This window comes from Rhizorhabdus phycosphaerae, from assembly GCF_011044255.1.
Lineage (GTDB): Bacteria > Pseudomonadota > Alphaproteobacteria > Sphingomonadales > Sphingomonadaceae > Rhizorhabdus > Rhizorhabdus phycosphaerae.
The window spans coordinates 2,086,923-2,101,627 of the sequence record NZ_CP049107.1 but is presented as its reverse complement, the minus strand read 5'-3'; the positions used below and the strand labels follow the sequence as shown (position 1 = coordinate 2,101,627).

The 14,705-nt window shown below is 67.7% G+C and carries 12 protein-coding genes; 4 read left to right on the top strand and 8 right to left on the bottom strand.

Features of this window, described 5'->3' with window-relative positions; genetic code table 11:
• Nucleotides 1-55: 55 nt before the first annotated feature.
• Entirely contained in the window at nt 56-1,045 is a 990-nt protein-coding gene (locus G6P88_RS09660) for a bile acid:sodium symporter family protein (RefSeq protein WP_165325085.1), read from the bottom strand.
• 116 nt (nt 1,046-1,161) lie between these two features.
• Between G6P88_RS09660 and G6P88_RS09655 the strand changes: the two genes are divergently transcribed.
• On the top strand, nt 1,162-2,028 hold the full coding sequence (locus tag G6P88_RS09655) for an alpha/beta fold hydrolase (protein ID WP_165322962.1): 867 nt from the start codon (nt 1,162-1,164) through the stop codon (nt 2,026-2,028).
• Nucleotides 2,029-2,035: 7 nt separating this feature from the next.
• Here the strand turns inward: G6P88_RS09655 and G6P88_RS09650 are convergent, their stop codons facing one another.
• From G6P88_RS09650 to G6P88_RS09620, 7 genes are all read right to left on the bottom strand, one after another.
• A complete protein-coding gene (locus tag G6P88_RS09650; RefSeq protein WP_165322961.1) occupies nt 2,036-2,470 on the bottom strand; it encodes an acyl-CoA thioesterase in 435 nt (144 codons plus the stop codon).
• Between the two features lie 80 nt (nt 2,471-2,550).
• The gene (locus tag G6P88_RS09645; protein ID WP_165322960.1) at nt 2,551-3,546 is read right to left on the bottom strand and encodes a DUF2891 domain-containing protein; all 996 of its coding nucleotides are present in this window, start codon (nt 3,544-3,546) and stop codon (nt 2,551-2,553) included.
• A 20-nt stretch (nt 3,547-3,566) separates the two neighbouring features.
• Complete coding sequence (locus G6P88_RS09640) at nt 3,567-4,508, bottom strand: DUF979 domain-containing protein (RefSeq protein ID WP_165325083.1); 942 nt, start codon at nt 4,506-4,508, stop codon at nt 3,567-3,569.
• Nucleotides 4,505-5,158 (bottom strand): DUF969 domain-containing protein, encoded by a 654-nt coding sequence (locus tag G6P88_RS09635; RefSeq protein WP_165322959.1) that lies wholly within the window; start codon nt 5,156-5,158, stop codon nt 4,505-4,507. Before G6P88_RS09635 ends, G6P88_RS09640 begins: the two co-directional genes overlap by 4 nt.
• Nucleotides 5,158-8,724, bottom strand: coding sequence for a hydantoinase B/oxoprolinase family protein (locus G6P88_RS09630; protein WP_165322958.1), 3,567 nt, complete (start codon nt 8,722-8,724; stop codon nt 5,158-5,160). Before G6P88_RS09630 ends, G6P88_RS09635 begins: the two co-directional genes overlap by 1 nt.
• Before the next feature lie 70 nt (nt 8,725-8,794).
• A complete protein-coding gene (locus tag G6P88_RS09625) occupies nt 8,795-9,103 on the bottom strand; it encodes a DUF1905 domain-containing protein (RefSeq protein WP_165322957.1) in 309 nt (102 codons plus the stop codon).
• An 8-nt stretch (nt 9,104-9,111) separates the two neighbouring features.
• Complete coding sequence (locus tag G6P88_RS09620; protein ID WP_165322956.1) at nt 9,112-10,449, bottom strand: amidohydrolase family protein; 1,338 nt, start codon at nt 10,447-10,449, stop codon at nt 9,112-9,114.
• 201 nt (nt 10,450-10,650) lie between these two features.
• Between G6P88_RS09620 and G6P88_RS09615 the strand changes: the two genes are divergently transcribed.
• The 3 genes from G6P88_RS09615 (at nt 10,651) to G6P88_RS09605 (ending at nt 14,691) form a co-directional block, all read left to right on the top strand.
• On the top strand, nt 10,651-12,147 hold the full coding sequence (locus G6P88_RS09615; RefSeq protein ID WP_165322955.1) for a DUF389 domain-containing protein: 1,497 nt from the start codon (nt 10,651-10,653) through the stop codon (nt 12,145-12,147).
• Nucleotides 12,148-12,569: 422 nt separating this feature from the next.
• The gene (locus tag G6P88_RS09610; protein WP_247710577.1) at nt 12,570-14,069 is read left to right on the top strand and encodes a globin-coupled sensor protein; all 1,500 of its coding nucleotides are present in this window, start codon (nt 12,570-12,572) and stop codon (nt 14,067-14,069) included.
• A gap of 31 nt (nt 14,070-14,100) precedes the next feature.
• Nucleotides 14,101-14,691, top strand: coding sequence for a PilZ domain-containing protein (locus tag G6P88_RS09605; protein ID WP_165322953.1), 591 nt, complete (start codon nt 14,101-14,103; stop codon nt 14,689-14,691).
• The last annotated feature ends 14 nt before the right edge of the window (nt 14,692-14,705 follow it).

Here is a 14,705-nt window from a genome sequence, read left to right as displayed (position 1 = left end):
GGATGATCCTCTCCGCCGCGATCCTAGCAGTGCGGCAGGGACGCGCAATGGCGCTTCAGGCCGCCTCGCCCGCCGTTGCGCGGGCGTAGCGGCCGGCGGCCACCGCGCAGACGAACAGCTGGAGCTGGTGGAAGATCATCAGCGGCAGGATGATGATCCCGACCTGGACCGGCGCGAAGATGGCCCCCGCCATCGGCACGCCCGAGACGAGGCTCTTCTTCGAGCCGCAGAACAGCAGCACGATCTCGTCCCCGCGCGGCAGGCCGATCCGCCGGGCGACGAACAGGTTGGCGCCCATCACCATGGCGAGCAGAACCGCGCTGAGCAGCAGAATGGCGAGCAGGTCGGCGGCTTCGGTCCGCTGCCAGATGCCGCCGACCACCGCCGCGCTGAAGGCGGTATAGACGACCAGCAGGATCGACGAGCGGTCGACTTGGGACAGGATCGCGCGGTGCCGCGCGACGAAGCCGCCGATCAGCGGGCGGGAGAGATGCCCGGCGACGAAGGGCAGCAACAGCTGGAGCATGATCGAGAGGATTGCGTCGGTCGAAATGCCCGGCGCCTGTCCCGGCACATGGATCAGCAGGCCGACGAGCACCGGGGTCAGCACGATTCCGACGATGTTCGACAGCGAGGCGCTGCAGACGGCGGCGGGGACGTTGCCCCTGGCCATCGCCGTGAAGGCGATCGAGGACTGCACGGTCGACGGGAGCAGGGACAGGAACAGCAGGCCTGAGACGATCTCGGGTGTGGTGATCGCCGTCGCGCTCTGCGCCAGCGTCCAGCCCAGCAGCGGGAAGAGCAGGAAGGAGGAAGCGAGCACGAGCAGGTGCAGCCGCCAGTTGCCGATCCCCGCCAGGATCGCCTCGCGCGACAGCTTAGCACCGTGCAGGAAGAAGAGCAGCACGATCGCGACATCGGTCGCGCCCTCGAACCAGATGACAGCCTGTCCCCGCGCCGGCAGCAGCGAGGCGAGCAGGACGACCAGTGTCAGCAGGACGAGAAAGGGGTCGAGCCCCTTGAGCGGGCGAAGGAGGAGGCGCATCGGGTGGGGAATGTCGGGGCGGCCCGATGGCGTCAACCCGCGATCCCTGACGGGATTGCGGTCGGGCGGCCGTCGCGGGGCTTGGTCTGGCGCGCGGCAGGGCTTATCGCGGCGTCATGTCCGAACCGCGCAGCTATCAGATCGACGCCCCCCGCATCCGGCTCAACATCGTCGAATGGGGCGATCCTGCGGCCCCACCGCTGATCCTCCAGCATGGCGGGCGAGACCATGCCCGCAGCTGGGACTGGGTGGCGCAGGCCTTTGCCGGCAGCCACCGCGTCATCGTCCCCGACCTGCGTGGGCATGGCGACAGCGAATGGTCGCGCGACGGGGGCTATGATCTCTTCGCCTATCTCGAGGATTTCGCTGCGATCGTCCGCCTGCTCGACCTGCCGCCCTGCGCGATGGTCGGCCACTCGCTCGGCGGTAACATCGTCACGCGTTTCGCGGGCCTCTATCCCGATCGCGTCACGCGCCTCGTCAATATCGAGGGACTGGGCGACTCGCCCGAGGTCGTCGCCCGCCGTGCCGCCGAGGACCAACTGGCGCTGCTGCGCAACTATCTTGAGGAGCGAGCGCGCCATCTCGCCCGCCGCCCGCGCGATTATCCCGACCGCGCCGCTTTGTTCGAGCGGATGCGCCAGATCGATCCGCGCCTGACGGCGGAGACGGTCGAGCATCTCGCGCTGCACGCGGCGCGCGACAATCCCGACGGCACTGTGCGGCTCAAGCATGACCCGGCGCTGTTCCCGCCCAATGGCGTCGACATCCCGCATGCGACCAAGGAGCTGATGTGGGCGGCGATCGCCTGCCCGGTGCTGCTCGTCTATGGCGCCGACAGCTGGGCGTCCAACCCGGCGGTCGACGGTCGCGCGTCGCATTTCCGCGATGCGCGGGTCGAACTGTTCGCCGATGCCGGCCACTGGGTCCACCATGACCGGCGCGCGGATTTCATCGCGCAGCTGCGCGACTTTCTTGGCTGAACCGCGCTCAGTCCGCCGTGATCAGGTGACGTGACAGAAAATCGCGGGCTTCCTGCGACAGCGGGCAGGATTTGCGAGTCTGCTCGTCCATCTGCACGATGACGGTCTCTGCCGACGCTACCCGGCGGCCGTCCTGGAAGAGGCCCTGATAGAGGCCGAGCGAGCTGGTGCCGACACGCAGCACGGCCGTGCCGATGTCGACCTGCCCCGGCCAGCGTATCTCGGAGACGAATTGAAGGTTCAAATTGGCGATGACGAAGGCGGCCTGCACCGCCAGCAGCGGGCGCACCGCGTCGTAAAGAAACTCGACCCGCCCGGTCTCGAGAAAGGTCGAGAAGACGGCGTTGTTCACATGGCCCTGCCGATCGGTGTCGGAATAGCGCAGCTTGTCGAAGGTGCGGAACGGGAACTGCTCGAAGCGCAGGTCCTGCAGGGCGGTCATGGGCGCGTCTCCTCTGATCGGGCAGGCGAGTCTCTAGCCGCGCCGCGCCCGGAATTGAAACAAGATCGAGCCTTGCCGCCCTAGTCCGGCAGATCGTCGAGCGCGAGCAGGGCAAAACTCGCCAGCCAATGCTCGCCCATATAATCGTCGCCCAGATGGGGCAGCGCCGCCGCGATATGGCGCTCCGCTGCCCTGTCGGCGAGCGCACGAACCGGGTGGTCGGGCGCCAGAGCCGACGCGATGGCGCGCCAGTTCCACGCGCGGCTGAGGTTGAGCCCGTCGAGATGGGCGATCTTGCCGTCGCTACGATCGGAAACAAAAGCAGGGGTGAGCAATGTCTCCGGGACCACAGGCAGGAAGGCGTCGAACCAGTCGCGGAAACGGTCCGGGGACAGAATCTCGCGCATCAGATGCGCTTCGCTGAGCGCAGGGGACAGGAATTCGTCGCCGCCCGGCTCCCACGCCTGGCATCCGCGATCCTCGCCGAACCAGTCGAGCGCGCGGGTCTGGATGAGCGCGCTCAGAGCCGGGTCGTGGCGTCGCGCCCAGCGATGCGCGTGGATGAGGGCGAAGCTGCTGTTGAAATGGGTGCCGACCCGGATCGGATAGCTGAGTTTGGGGAGATAGGCCGCAAAGCGCGCGGCGAACGCATTCGCCAGCGGGGCGAGCGCCGCAGCCCAGCGATCCTCTTCATGGTGGTCCAGCTCATCGTGCAGCGCGAGCAGCCAGCCCCAGCCATAGGGGCGCTCGAAACCGCCCGAGGCCGGGCGTGCGAGATAGGCGAGTTCGCCCGCCACCTTGTCCGGCACCAGCATGGTATCGGCACGCGTGCGGATGGCCTCGGCCTGCGGCAGGCCCGGGAAACGGCGCAGCAGCCGCATCACCTGCCACCAGCCATGGACACAGCTGTGCCAGTCGAAACTGCCGTGAAAGATCGGATGGAGATCAATCGGCGCGCGAACGTCTTCGGGGCAGGCCATCACATGGTCGAGCTTGTACGGCCATTGTCGGCCGAGATGGCCGAGCGTCATCGTGGCGAACGAGGAGGCGAGGGCGGACGTGAGGGCGATCGTCATGGCGTGGGTTCCCGGCGGCGTCAGCGAAAGGCGAGCCAGTAGAGCAGCGCTATGTTGACCAGGAGCAGCGGCAACGCGGTCGGGATCTGCGCCCGGATGACGCCATAGCGGTCCTTCAGGTCGAGCAGGGCGGCCGGCACGAGATTGAAATTGGCGGCCATGGGGGTCATCAGCGTCCCGCAGAAGCCGGCCAGCATCCCGATCGCGGCAACGATGGCGGGGTTGCCGCCCGCGCCCTGGATCAACAACGGGATTCCCACGGCTGCCGCCATCACGGGGAAGGCGGCGAAGGCGTTGCCCATCACGATCGTGAACAGCGCCATGCCGAGCGTATAAGCGAGCACGGCGCCGATCAGGCTGCCCTGTGGGATCATTGCGCCGACCAGCCCGCCCACCACCTCGCCGACTCCGGCCAGGGCGAAGACCGCGCCGAGACTCGCCAGCATCTGCGGCAGCACCGCCGCCCAGCCGACCCCGTCCATCAGCCGCCGGCCCTCGTCGAACGCGGTCATCGGGCGCGGTCGGAACCACAGCAGGGCGGTGCCCAGCGCAAGAATGACGCCCAGGCTCAGCGCGACGAGGGTCGCCTGCTTCGGGTCGACGGCGGTCGGCATCTGCTTGAACGCCAGCGTCCCGGCAAGCGCGGTAGCGGGAATGATCAGCGCCGGCACGAACAGCCGGTTGCGCCGCCGCGCGGCCTCCTCGCTGCGCTGCTCAGGCGAGGTCGAGGCGGCTGCGCCACGCCCCATCAGGCCGAACCCCGCAACGGCTACAAGGCCGAGTACGAGGACGCCGTTGCCGAGATCGCCGAGATGGTCTCCGGCGACGAGGCTGAGCGCGATCAGGGCATAGAAGCCGGCATTGCCGAACCTTTTGGGGTTGCTCCGATCGCGGAGCGACGAGGCGGCGAAGGCCAGAAAGATCAGCCCGGCGAAGGGATAGACGAGGTTGAGGCCGATCATCGCCGCGACTTTCGCCGGTCGAACAGCCACAGGCGCAGGCCGTGAATCAGGAAAGCGGCAATCGCGGTCGGGATTGCCCAGACCGACAAATGGAGCGGCTCGATCGAGATGCCATAGCCTTCAAGCACGCCCTTCATCAGCAGGATCGATCCGATCGCGATGAAGATGTCCTCGCCGAAGAACAGGCCGATATTGTCGGTCGCTGCCGCCATTGCTGCCGCTTCCTCGTCGCGTTCGTCTTCCCCGCTCTGCTGCTGCGCGGCGGCCTCGGCCATCGGGGCGACCAGCGGGCGGACGGTCTGCGCATGGCCCGCGACCGATACGAGGCCGAGCGCGGCGGTGATCTGGCGGAAGGCGAGATAGCCGAGCAGCAGCCGTCCGACGGTGAAGCCCTTGAGTCCGGCGATCAGCGTCCGTGCGCGCTCCTGCAGGCCGTGGCGTTCGAGCAGGCCGATCACCGGCAGCACCATGTAGATGACGGTGACATAGCGGCTGTCGTTGAACGCCTTGCCGAACGCGGCGAGCAGGTCGAGCGGCCCGATTCCGGCGGCAAGCCCGGTCGCCAGTGCCGAGACGAGCACGACCAGCAGCGGATTGAAGCGGAGCAGGAAGCCCGCGACGATGATGAGGATGCCGGACAGGACCAGCATCAGCTGTCCTTCGAGCCGCAGCCGCCACCGCCGGGCGTCTCGATCACGAACAGGTCACCTGCTGAGAGCTCGGCCGACGCGGTTGCCGGCAGCTCTTCGACCCGACCGTCGGCGCGCTCGATCCGGTTGATCCCCGGCCGGCCGTCACCCCCGCCGTCTAGTCCTGGGGGCGCGGTGCGGCGGCGGTTCGAGAGGATGTCGACATGCATCGGCGCGCGGAAGCGGATGTGCCGGACCGCGCCGTCGCCGCCCCGCCAGCGCCCGGCCCCGCCCGATCCGTCACGGATCGCGAAACGCTCGACCAGCACGGGAAAGCGGCTTTCGAGGATCTCCGGGTCGGTCAGCCGGCTGTTGGTCATGTGGGTCTGCACCGCCGCGCAGCCGTCGAAGCCCGGTCCGGCCCCCGATCCGCCTGCGATCGTCTCATAATATTGGTGGGTCGCGTCGCCGAAGGTGAAGTTGTTCATCGTCCCCTGGCTGCCCGCCATCGCCCCGAAGGCGAGCAGCAGCGAGTCGGTGATCGCCTGGCTGGTCTCGACATTGCCCGCCACGACCGCCGCCGGATGGCGCGGATTGAGCATCGATCCCTCGGGCACATGGAGGATCACCGGGCGCAGGCAGCCATCGTTGAGCGGGACAGGCTGGTCGATCAGCAGGCGGACCGCATAGAGCGTCGCTGCGCGCACGACCGACAGCGGCGCATTGTAGTTGCCCGGCAGTTGGGCACTTGTGCCGGTAAAGTCGATCTCGATCCCGCTCGCGTCGCGGTCGATCCGGACGGCGACGCGGATGATGGCGCCATTGTCCATCTCCACCGCCGCCTTGCCATCGTGCAGGGTCGGGACTAGCGCCCGGACGGCGGCCTCGGCGTTCTCCTGCACATGCTCCATGTAGGCGGAGACCACCGCGCGACCCTGGCTCGCCGCGAGCGCGCGCAGCGCTTCTGCCCCGCGTGTACAGGCCGCGACCTGTGCCGCCAGATCGGCGATATTCTGGTCGCGGTTGCGCGCCGGCCAGCGATCGTCGGCAAGGATCGCGCGCATCTCGGCCTCGCAAAACCGCCCCGCGTCGACGAGCAGGACATTGTCGAGGATGATGCCCTCCTCGTCGATCGTCCGGCTGGTCGACGGCATCGAGCCGGGGCTGATGCCGCCGACATCGGCATGATGGCCGCGCGCCGCGACGAAGAAGGCGGGGGCCGCATCGTCCGGTTCGACGAAAACCGGCATGATGACGGTGATATCGGGCAGATGCGTACCGCCCTGATAGGGCGCGTTGAGCGCATAGGCGTCGCCCGGCTTCATGCCGCGTCCATCGCGCGCTTCGCCGCGCCGCGCTATGATCGTGCGGATGCTGTCGCCCATCGAGCCGAGATGGACGGGAATGTGCGGCGCATTGGCGACGAGATTGCCGGCGACGTCGAACAGCGCGCAGGAGAAGTCGAGCCGCTCGCGAATGTTGAGCGACGAGGCGCTCTGGCGCAGCGCCGCCCCCATTTCCTCTGCGATCGCCATGAACATGCCCGCGAAGATTTCGAGGCGGATCGGATCGACTGCCGTTTCTCCGATGGTCGCCGAGGACGGCCGGGGCAGATACCGATCGAGGATCAGATTGCCCAGCCCATCGACCGTTGCGCGCCAGCCCGGCTCGACTGCGGTGGTCGCGACCGGGTCGACGATCAGGGCCGGTCCATCGACCGTAAAGCCGACCGGCATCGCCTCGCGGTCGAGCAGCGGCGTTTCGCGCTCGGCGCCGTCCATCCAGCAGCGGACGGTCGCGAGCGGCAGGGGCGTCGCGAGCGGCAGCGGCGCCACCGCTTCCGCGCCCGTCGCGCCTTTGACCAGCGCCTCGACCCGGATCGCGTCGACCATAGGCTCGCCCTGGCCGGGAAAGCCGAAGCGCCTGGCGAAGGCGGCTTCGAAGGCGGCGCGCATGGTGGCCGCATCGGACAAGGGCACGGGGATCGCGGAATCGCTCGCTGCATAGCGGACCAGGATGGTCGCGACGATGTCGGTCGCCTCGGGCAGGGCGGCTCTCGCTTCGCTTGCCAGCGCCTCGACGTCGGCTGCGATCCCTTCCGCATCGTCCAGCCGCAGCGGCGCGCTGCGTTCGCGGATGACGCTGCGATCGGCCAGGCCGATGCCATAGGCAGACAGGACCCCCGCCAGCGGGTGGATCATCACGCGCTCGATCGACAGGGCGTCGGCTACAAGGCAGGCGTGCTGCCCGCCCGCGCCGCCGAAGCAGGCGAGGGTGAAGCGGGCGGGGTCGTGACCGGCGCCGATCGACACCGCTTTTATCGCATGCGCCATATTGGCGACGGCGATCGCGACCATGCCCTCGGCCGCGACACGCGGATCGATATCGGTCCCGGCTTCGGCGAGCAGGGCGGCGAAGCGCGCCTCGACCGCCGCCCGGTCAATCGGCTCGTCCCCCGCCGGCCCGAACAGCCGGGGGAAATGATCGGGCTGGATCTTGCCGAGCACGACGTTGCAGTCGGTGACGGTCAGCGGCCCGCCGCGTCGGTAGCAGGCGGGGCCCGGCACCGCGCCGGCCGATTCCGGGCCGACGCGGAAACGGCCATTGTCGAAGCGGCAGATCGATCCGCCTCCCGCTGCGACCGTGTGGATCTTCATCATCGGCGCGCGGATGCGGGCACCGGCGATGCGCGTCTCGGTTTCGCGTTCATAGTCGCCTGCGAACAGCGAGACGTCGGTCGAGGTGCCGCCCATGTCGAAGCCGATGACATGATCGAAGCCCGCCGCCTGCGCGGTCCGCGCCATGCCGACGATGCCGCCCGCCGGACCCGACAGGATCGCGTCTTTGCCGTGAAAAGCGTCGCCCTCGATCAGCCCGCCGTTCGACTGCATGAAGAGCGGCACTGGCCCGTCGCCCAACGCCCGGCGGACACCATCGACATAGCGCTTGAGCACCGGAGACAGATAGGCATCGACCACGCTAGTGTCGCCGCGCGCGATCAGCTTGATCAGGGGTGCAACGACATGGCTCGCCGAAACCTGCTCGAAGCCGATGTCGCGTGCCAGATCGGCCAGTGCCGCCTCGTGGGCAGGATAGCGATAGCCGTGCATCAGCACGATGGCGATCGCGCGGTAGCCGTCTTCATAAGCCTGGCGGAAGGCAGTTCGCACCGCCTCCAAGTCGAGCGGGCGGAGTATCTCGCCTTCGGCAGAGAGGCGCTCCTCTATCTCGACGGTGCGGTCGTGGACGGGCGGCGCGCGGCGGATCGCGCGGGCGAACAGCTCGGGGCGTTCCTGATGGCCGATCGTCAGCGCATCGCCGAAGCCGTGGGTGATCGCAAGCAGGGTCGGTTCGCCCTTGCGTTCGAGCAGGGCGTTGGTCGCGACGGTCGTCCCGATCCGTACCTCCAGCGGGGGCAGCTGGCCTGTGGGGCAGCCGGTCAGCCGGCGGATCGCCGCGACCGCCGCGTCGTCATAGCGCTCGGGGTCTTCGGACAGCAGCTTGGCGGTGACGATATGCCCCGCCGGGTCGCGGGCCACGACATCGGTGAAGGTCCCGCCGCGATCGATCCAGAAATGCCAGGTCACGCGACCAACCTAGCAAAGCGCCGTTGCGACCGGTAGCCGCGCTGCATGCATGCCATGCGCGCGTGCCCCGTCAGACGGACAGCGACACGGTCACGGCGTCGCCCTCCGACAGGCCCTCGCGTTTCCGGACATCGGCCTTCACCGGCAGGATGAACCCACCGCTTTCCTTGTGGGGAAAGACCGAGGTCTGCCAGCAGGTTTGGCCGATCCGCGCCTCGACGCGGATCGAGCCGAAGCCGCCGATGCGGCCGAGCGCCGCATAGCGCATCTCGGCCGCAGTCTGCCCGTCGATGGTGATGAAGTGCCAGCCGCCGCCCTTGCGGTTCGGCTGCCAGCACCAGATCCTTGCCTCGATGTCGAACCGTTCGGCGGGCGGCATGGCGGCGTTCAGCTCGCGGGCGGGAAGACCGCGCGCGCGCCGCCCAGCTTGTGGACCACGCCGTGGCGCATCACGAAGTCGACCGTCTCCATCCGGGCAACGTCCTCCAGCGGGCTGCCGGCGAGGGCGATGATATCGGCGTCCTTGCCCGGTTCGATCGTGCCGATCGACGCGCTGCGGCCCAGCGCCTCGGCGGCGTTGACCGTTGCGGCCTTCAGCGCGGCGGCCGGGGTCATGCCGGCCTTGACGAGCAGGGTGAACTCGCGCGCGTTGAGGCCGTGGCGCGAGACGCCGCTATCGGTGCCGAATGCGACCTTCACGCCCGCCGCAATCGCCTTGGAATGGTTGGCAAAGGCCGCCGCTGCCGCTTCTTCTGCCTTCGGGATGACGGCTGGCGGAAGGGCACCGGCACGCGCCTGCTCCACCGCCGTTACGGGCGCGATCATCGTCGGGACCAGCCAGGTGCCGTTGGCCTTGAACGCCTTGATCGTCTCGTCATCGAGGAAGGTGCCATGATCGACCGTGTCGACGCCGGCGGCGATCGCCGCCTTGGTGCCCGCTGCCGCGTGGCTGTGGGTCGCGACCTTGCGGCCGAGACCATGGGCGGTGTCGATGATCGCCTTCATCTCCTCGTCGGTCATCGCCCGGCCGAGGCCGCCAGACACGTTCGAAAGGACGCCGCCGGTGGACATGTACTTGATCGCCTGTGCGCCGAGCGCGACCTGCTCGCGCACCGCGCGGCGGCAATCGTCGGGGCCGTCGCAGGTGTTGGTCGCATGCTGGTGCACCGCCTCGGCGAAGGTTTCGGCTAGACCGTTGGTGCGGTCGCCATGGCCGCCCGATACCGAGATCGGCGCGCCGGCATTGATGATCGTCGGGCCCGCGATGTCTCCGCGCTCGACGCCCTCGCGCATCGCGCGCATGCCGCGCGCATTGCCGCCGAGGTCGCGGACGGTGGTGAAGCCCGCCTCGAGCGTCGTGCGCGCATTGCCGATCGCGTTCAGCATGTCGTCGGCCTCGTCGCGGTTGAGCGCTCCCATCCGTGCGCGCATCGGATCGCCGCCGATGCCCCACAGGTGAACGTGCATGTCGATCAGGCCCGGCATAACGAAGCGGTCCTTCAGATCGACCAGCGTCGCGCCGGGCAGCGCTTCGGCATAGCCATTGCGGACCTCGGCGATCTTGCCGTCGCGGATGACGATGGTGCTCGGCCCGCGCGGGGCCTTGCCGGGCTCGGCCAGCAGCGCCCCGGCATGGATCATGGTCACCTGCGGGGCGGCGGCCATGGCCTGTGGCGCTGTGGCGGCAAGAAGCAGGGCGGTGGCGAGAGCGATGGATCGGCGCATTGGAAGTCCCCTGTAGCGTGATGCGCGATTGCTAACCGCTTTTCACCGCAAAGAAAATCTCCGTTGCTTGCGCGCCGACGGGGAGGCCTCTGGTCGGGTCGAGGCAGGCGGGGCACGCTTCGCCGTAGCGGGCTTGCAACCTCCGCGATGCTCCGTCGTTACGGAGCCATTGTCGCGGGGTGGGAGCAGATAGCATTGGAAATGCCGCAGCCAAGCCCGGGCTATGCCCGTTCGGGCAATCCGCTTTGGGCCTGGTGGCGCGACCGGGCGATTGCGACCGTCGATCATGATGCCGTCCTGCGCAAAGTCGCGCAGGAGGCCGGCTGGTCCGCTCGCTATGCGCTGATGGTGGTCATCTCGGCGGGCATCTCGATCCTTGGCCTGCTTCTTCCGTCCAGCGCGGTGCTGATCGGGGCCATGCTGATCTCGCCGCTGATGATGCCGATCATCGGTCTGGGCTTCGCGCTCGCGACGTTCGACTTCGACGAGATGCGCAGTGCCGGCTTCGCCCTGGGCGCCGGAGCGGTCATCGCGATCCTGCTTTGCGCCGCTTTCGTTGCCCTGTCTCCGGTTCAAACGGTGACCAATGAGATCGCCGTCCGGACACATCCAAATCTCTTCGACTTGCTCGTGGCATTGCTGTCCGCGCTTGCCGGCAGCTATGCGCTGATCCGCGGGCGTGGCGAGACGGTTGTCGGCGTCGCGATCGCGATTGCGCTGATGCCGCCGCTGGCGGTCGTCGGTTTTGGTCTCGCCACTGCTAACTGGACGATCGCGGGCGGCGCGCTGCTGCTGTTCATGACGAACCTCGTCACGATCGGGCTGACCGCCGCCTTCGTTGCCCGGCTCTACGGCTTCGGATCGCACCTTACGCCCGCACACACCCGGCTGCAGAGCATGTTGATGATCGTCGGGCTCACGGCGCTCGCGGTGCCGCTCGCGCTCACCCTGCGGCAGATCGCCTGGGAGGCGCTGGCTTCGCGCCAGATTCGCGATACGGTGCAGGCGCAATTCCCCGCCGGAGCCCGCATCAGCGATATCGAGACCGACTTCCGCGCCGATCCGATCAAGGTCGTCGCGACCGTGTTGACCCCCGCTTACGCGCCGGACATCGAACGGCAGGCGCAGTCGATTCTGACAGGCAATTTGCGGCGGCGGATGCAGCTGACGGTCGACCAGGTGCGCATAGGCAGCGACGACGCCGACAATGCGCAGGTTGTCGCCGCCCAGACGCGTGATCGCCAGCCTTCGGTCGATCTTGTCGCGGAGAAGGTTGCCGATCGTCTCGCGACGATCGCCGGCATTCCCGCCAACGCGGTGATCGTCGATCGATCCAACCGTCGCGCGGTTGCGATGGTCCAGCCGATCGCGGGTGCCACGCTCGGACTCTATCGACAGTTGGAGGTGCGCGCGACGGCGGGTCTCAAAGACTGGACCATCTTCCTCGTGCCGCCGCCACAGCCTTTGCCGTCGATTGCGATGGAAGGCAATGCGCCCGACGCGGAGGATGACGAAGCGCTCGACCTGAGCGCCTGGGCGATCCGCCGCCAGTCTTTGCCGGTTGTCCTGCGAGGTGCCGCCGGGCAGGCCGAGGCGGTGCGCGCGGCGTTGGTCGCGCGAGGCGTCGATGCCGGTCGGCTCCGTGTGGATGCCGACAGGCGCCGAAATGTGACGCTATCCTGGGCGCTGCCCGACTGATCGGAAGCGCTAGGTAGTATTACTGCAGTAAGCGTCCCGAATTGCGACACGGGCCGAAATGGACCACATGCGGCGCTCAGGTGGACGCGCGCCTCTCCCCCGGGAGGCATCCCCCAGCGTCTGCCTTACGGCCGCAGGGCTCCCCCGAAAGTGGACGATTCCCCCGTCGTCCACCCCTGCGGCCGCCCCCTTCCTCGAATTATCCCCTTTTGCGCAGTCTGCCGTAGCGGTTCGCCACAGTGCCGTCCGCAGGCACGTATCTTCCGCAGATGGTATTTTTCCCAATAGGCCGAGTGCTCTTCACGCCTTAGTCAGAAACTATCTAGATTACTCAATAAGTTAACGAAAAGTTACTTGGGTCGATCGAGGGTTGCAGCGGATGGAAGGGCTGCCGGATGAATGGACGAAACACTGAAAGTGGAATGGAACGACGGCTCGCTTTCATCCGGTTGACGGATGAGAATTACGAGACCTTTCCCCGGATCAGCGATGTTCTGGCCGAACATGCGCCGGAGGCATTGGACGACCTTTATCGGCATATCGCCGAAACGCCCGAGATTGCGTCTTTCTTCGCCACGAAGAAGCATGCCGACCACGCCCGAGACAAGCAGCTCGAACATTGGCGGGAGCTGTTTGCGCGTCGGATCGACGGGCAATATTTCACGCGGGCCGAGCGGATCGGGCAGGTCCACGCCACGATCGGTCTGGAGCCGACCTGGTATATCGGCAGCTATGCGGCGGTGCTTGAGCGGGTCATCGAGCGCGTGCTGACGCAAGGGGTGCTTACCCGCCTGAACGGGCGTGCGCTCAGCGCCTTGTTGGGAACGTTGGTGAAGACGGCGCTGCTCGACATGGACATTGCGCTGTCCACCTATTTCAAGGTGGAGAGCGAACGCCGCGCAGCGGTCGTGGACAAGCTCGGTACGGCGCTGGCGCAACTTGCCGGCGGCGACTTCACCGTCCGCCTCGAAGACCTGCCGGAGGATTACCGGAAGCTCGCCGACGATTTCGAATCCATGCGCGCCCAGATGGCGGAGACGATCGGCCAGGTCGCACGCTCCTCGGAGAGCATCAGCACCGGATCGGCCGAGATCAGCCAGGCATCGGACGACCTCGCCCAGCGCACCGAGCAGCAGGCAGCAAGCCTCGAGGAAACGGCCGATGCGATGAAGGAAATCACCGACGCGGTACGTACGACCGCAATGGGCGCCGCGTCGGTCAATGACAGCGTGGGCAAAGCCCATGAGGAAGCCTCGCACGGCGGTGATGTCGTCCGCGAAGCCGTGGCGGCGATGGGCGACATCGAGGCGTCCGCCCGCCAGATTGCCCAGATCGTCGACCTGATCGACGGTATTGCCTTCCAGACCAATTTGCTGGCGCTGAACGCCGGTGTCGAGGCTGCCCGCGCCGGGGAATCGGGTCGCGGGTTCGCGGTCGTGGCGAACGAGGTCAGAGCGCTTGCGCAGCGCTCGGCCGATGCCGCGCAGAATATCAAGGGACTGATCGAAACCTCGTCGCGCCAGGTGGGGCGTGGTGTCGACCTCGTCGGACGCACCGGTGCGGCCCTGGAGCGCATCGCCGGCAGGGTCGCGGAGATCAAGGAGCAGGCGGCCGAGATTTCGGAAGCCGCGGAGATTCAGGCGGGCCGGCTGGGGCTGGTAAGTGGCGCCGTGTCGAATATGGACCGGATGACCCAGCAGAATGCGGCGATGGTCGAGCAATCCAGCGCCGCCGCCCGCACGCTGGCCCATGAAGCGTCGGAACTGGTGTCAGCGGTCGGTTCCTTCCGTCTGGCGGGGAGCGCCGCGCCGCGCAGTGGAGCGGGGGGCAATGTCCGGGCACTGCGCGTCAAGACCGTCCCGGCGCCCTCGCAGGTCGTCCCGATCGCTCGCGCGGTGGGCGACGACTGGACCGAGTTCTGAGGATCATCCGGTAGTTGGAGAGGAGCCGAGAATGACCATCGAGCCGCATTCCGAAAGCCGCAGGCGCGACGTGCGCCATGTGACGACGTTCAAGGTGGCGAAGCTTCTCGGCGATCGGGGCGAAACCCTGTGCATCATCCGCAATCTTTCGGCCCGGGGCGCGCGGATAGAAACCAATTTTCTCGTTGAGATGGGCCAGAGGCTGCAGCTGCAGGTCCGGTCCGATATCACCGTTCCCGCGACGGTCCGCTGGAGCGCCGACGGGAGCGCCGGCGTGGAGTTCGATGCGCCGGTGGATACGGCCGAGTTTCTGGGGGGAGCAGCCGACCAGCTTCACCCGAGCCGGGCGCCGCGCTTCTGCGCTCGGGGCGGCGGGCGATTAATCGCCGGATGCGCCGAAACCCGCGTCTTCATCGAGAACATCTCGTTGTCGGGCGCTGGCCTCGGCCTCGCTGATCCCCTGCCGGTGGCTCCCGGCGACGTCGTCGAACTCATCCTGGATGGATTGGGCGACTTCACGGCGGTGGTGCGCTGGACGGCGGACGGCCGGCTCGGCGTGAAATTCTCCTCCGCTCTTCATTTCCGACGCCTGGCGGCCTGGCTGGGCGCAGGAGCGGCCTAGTTCCGGCGCACCGC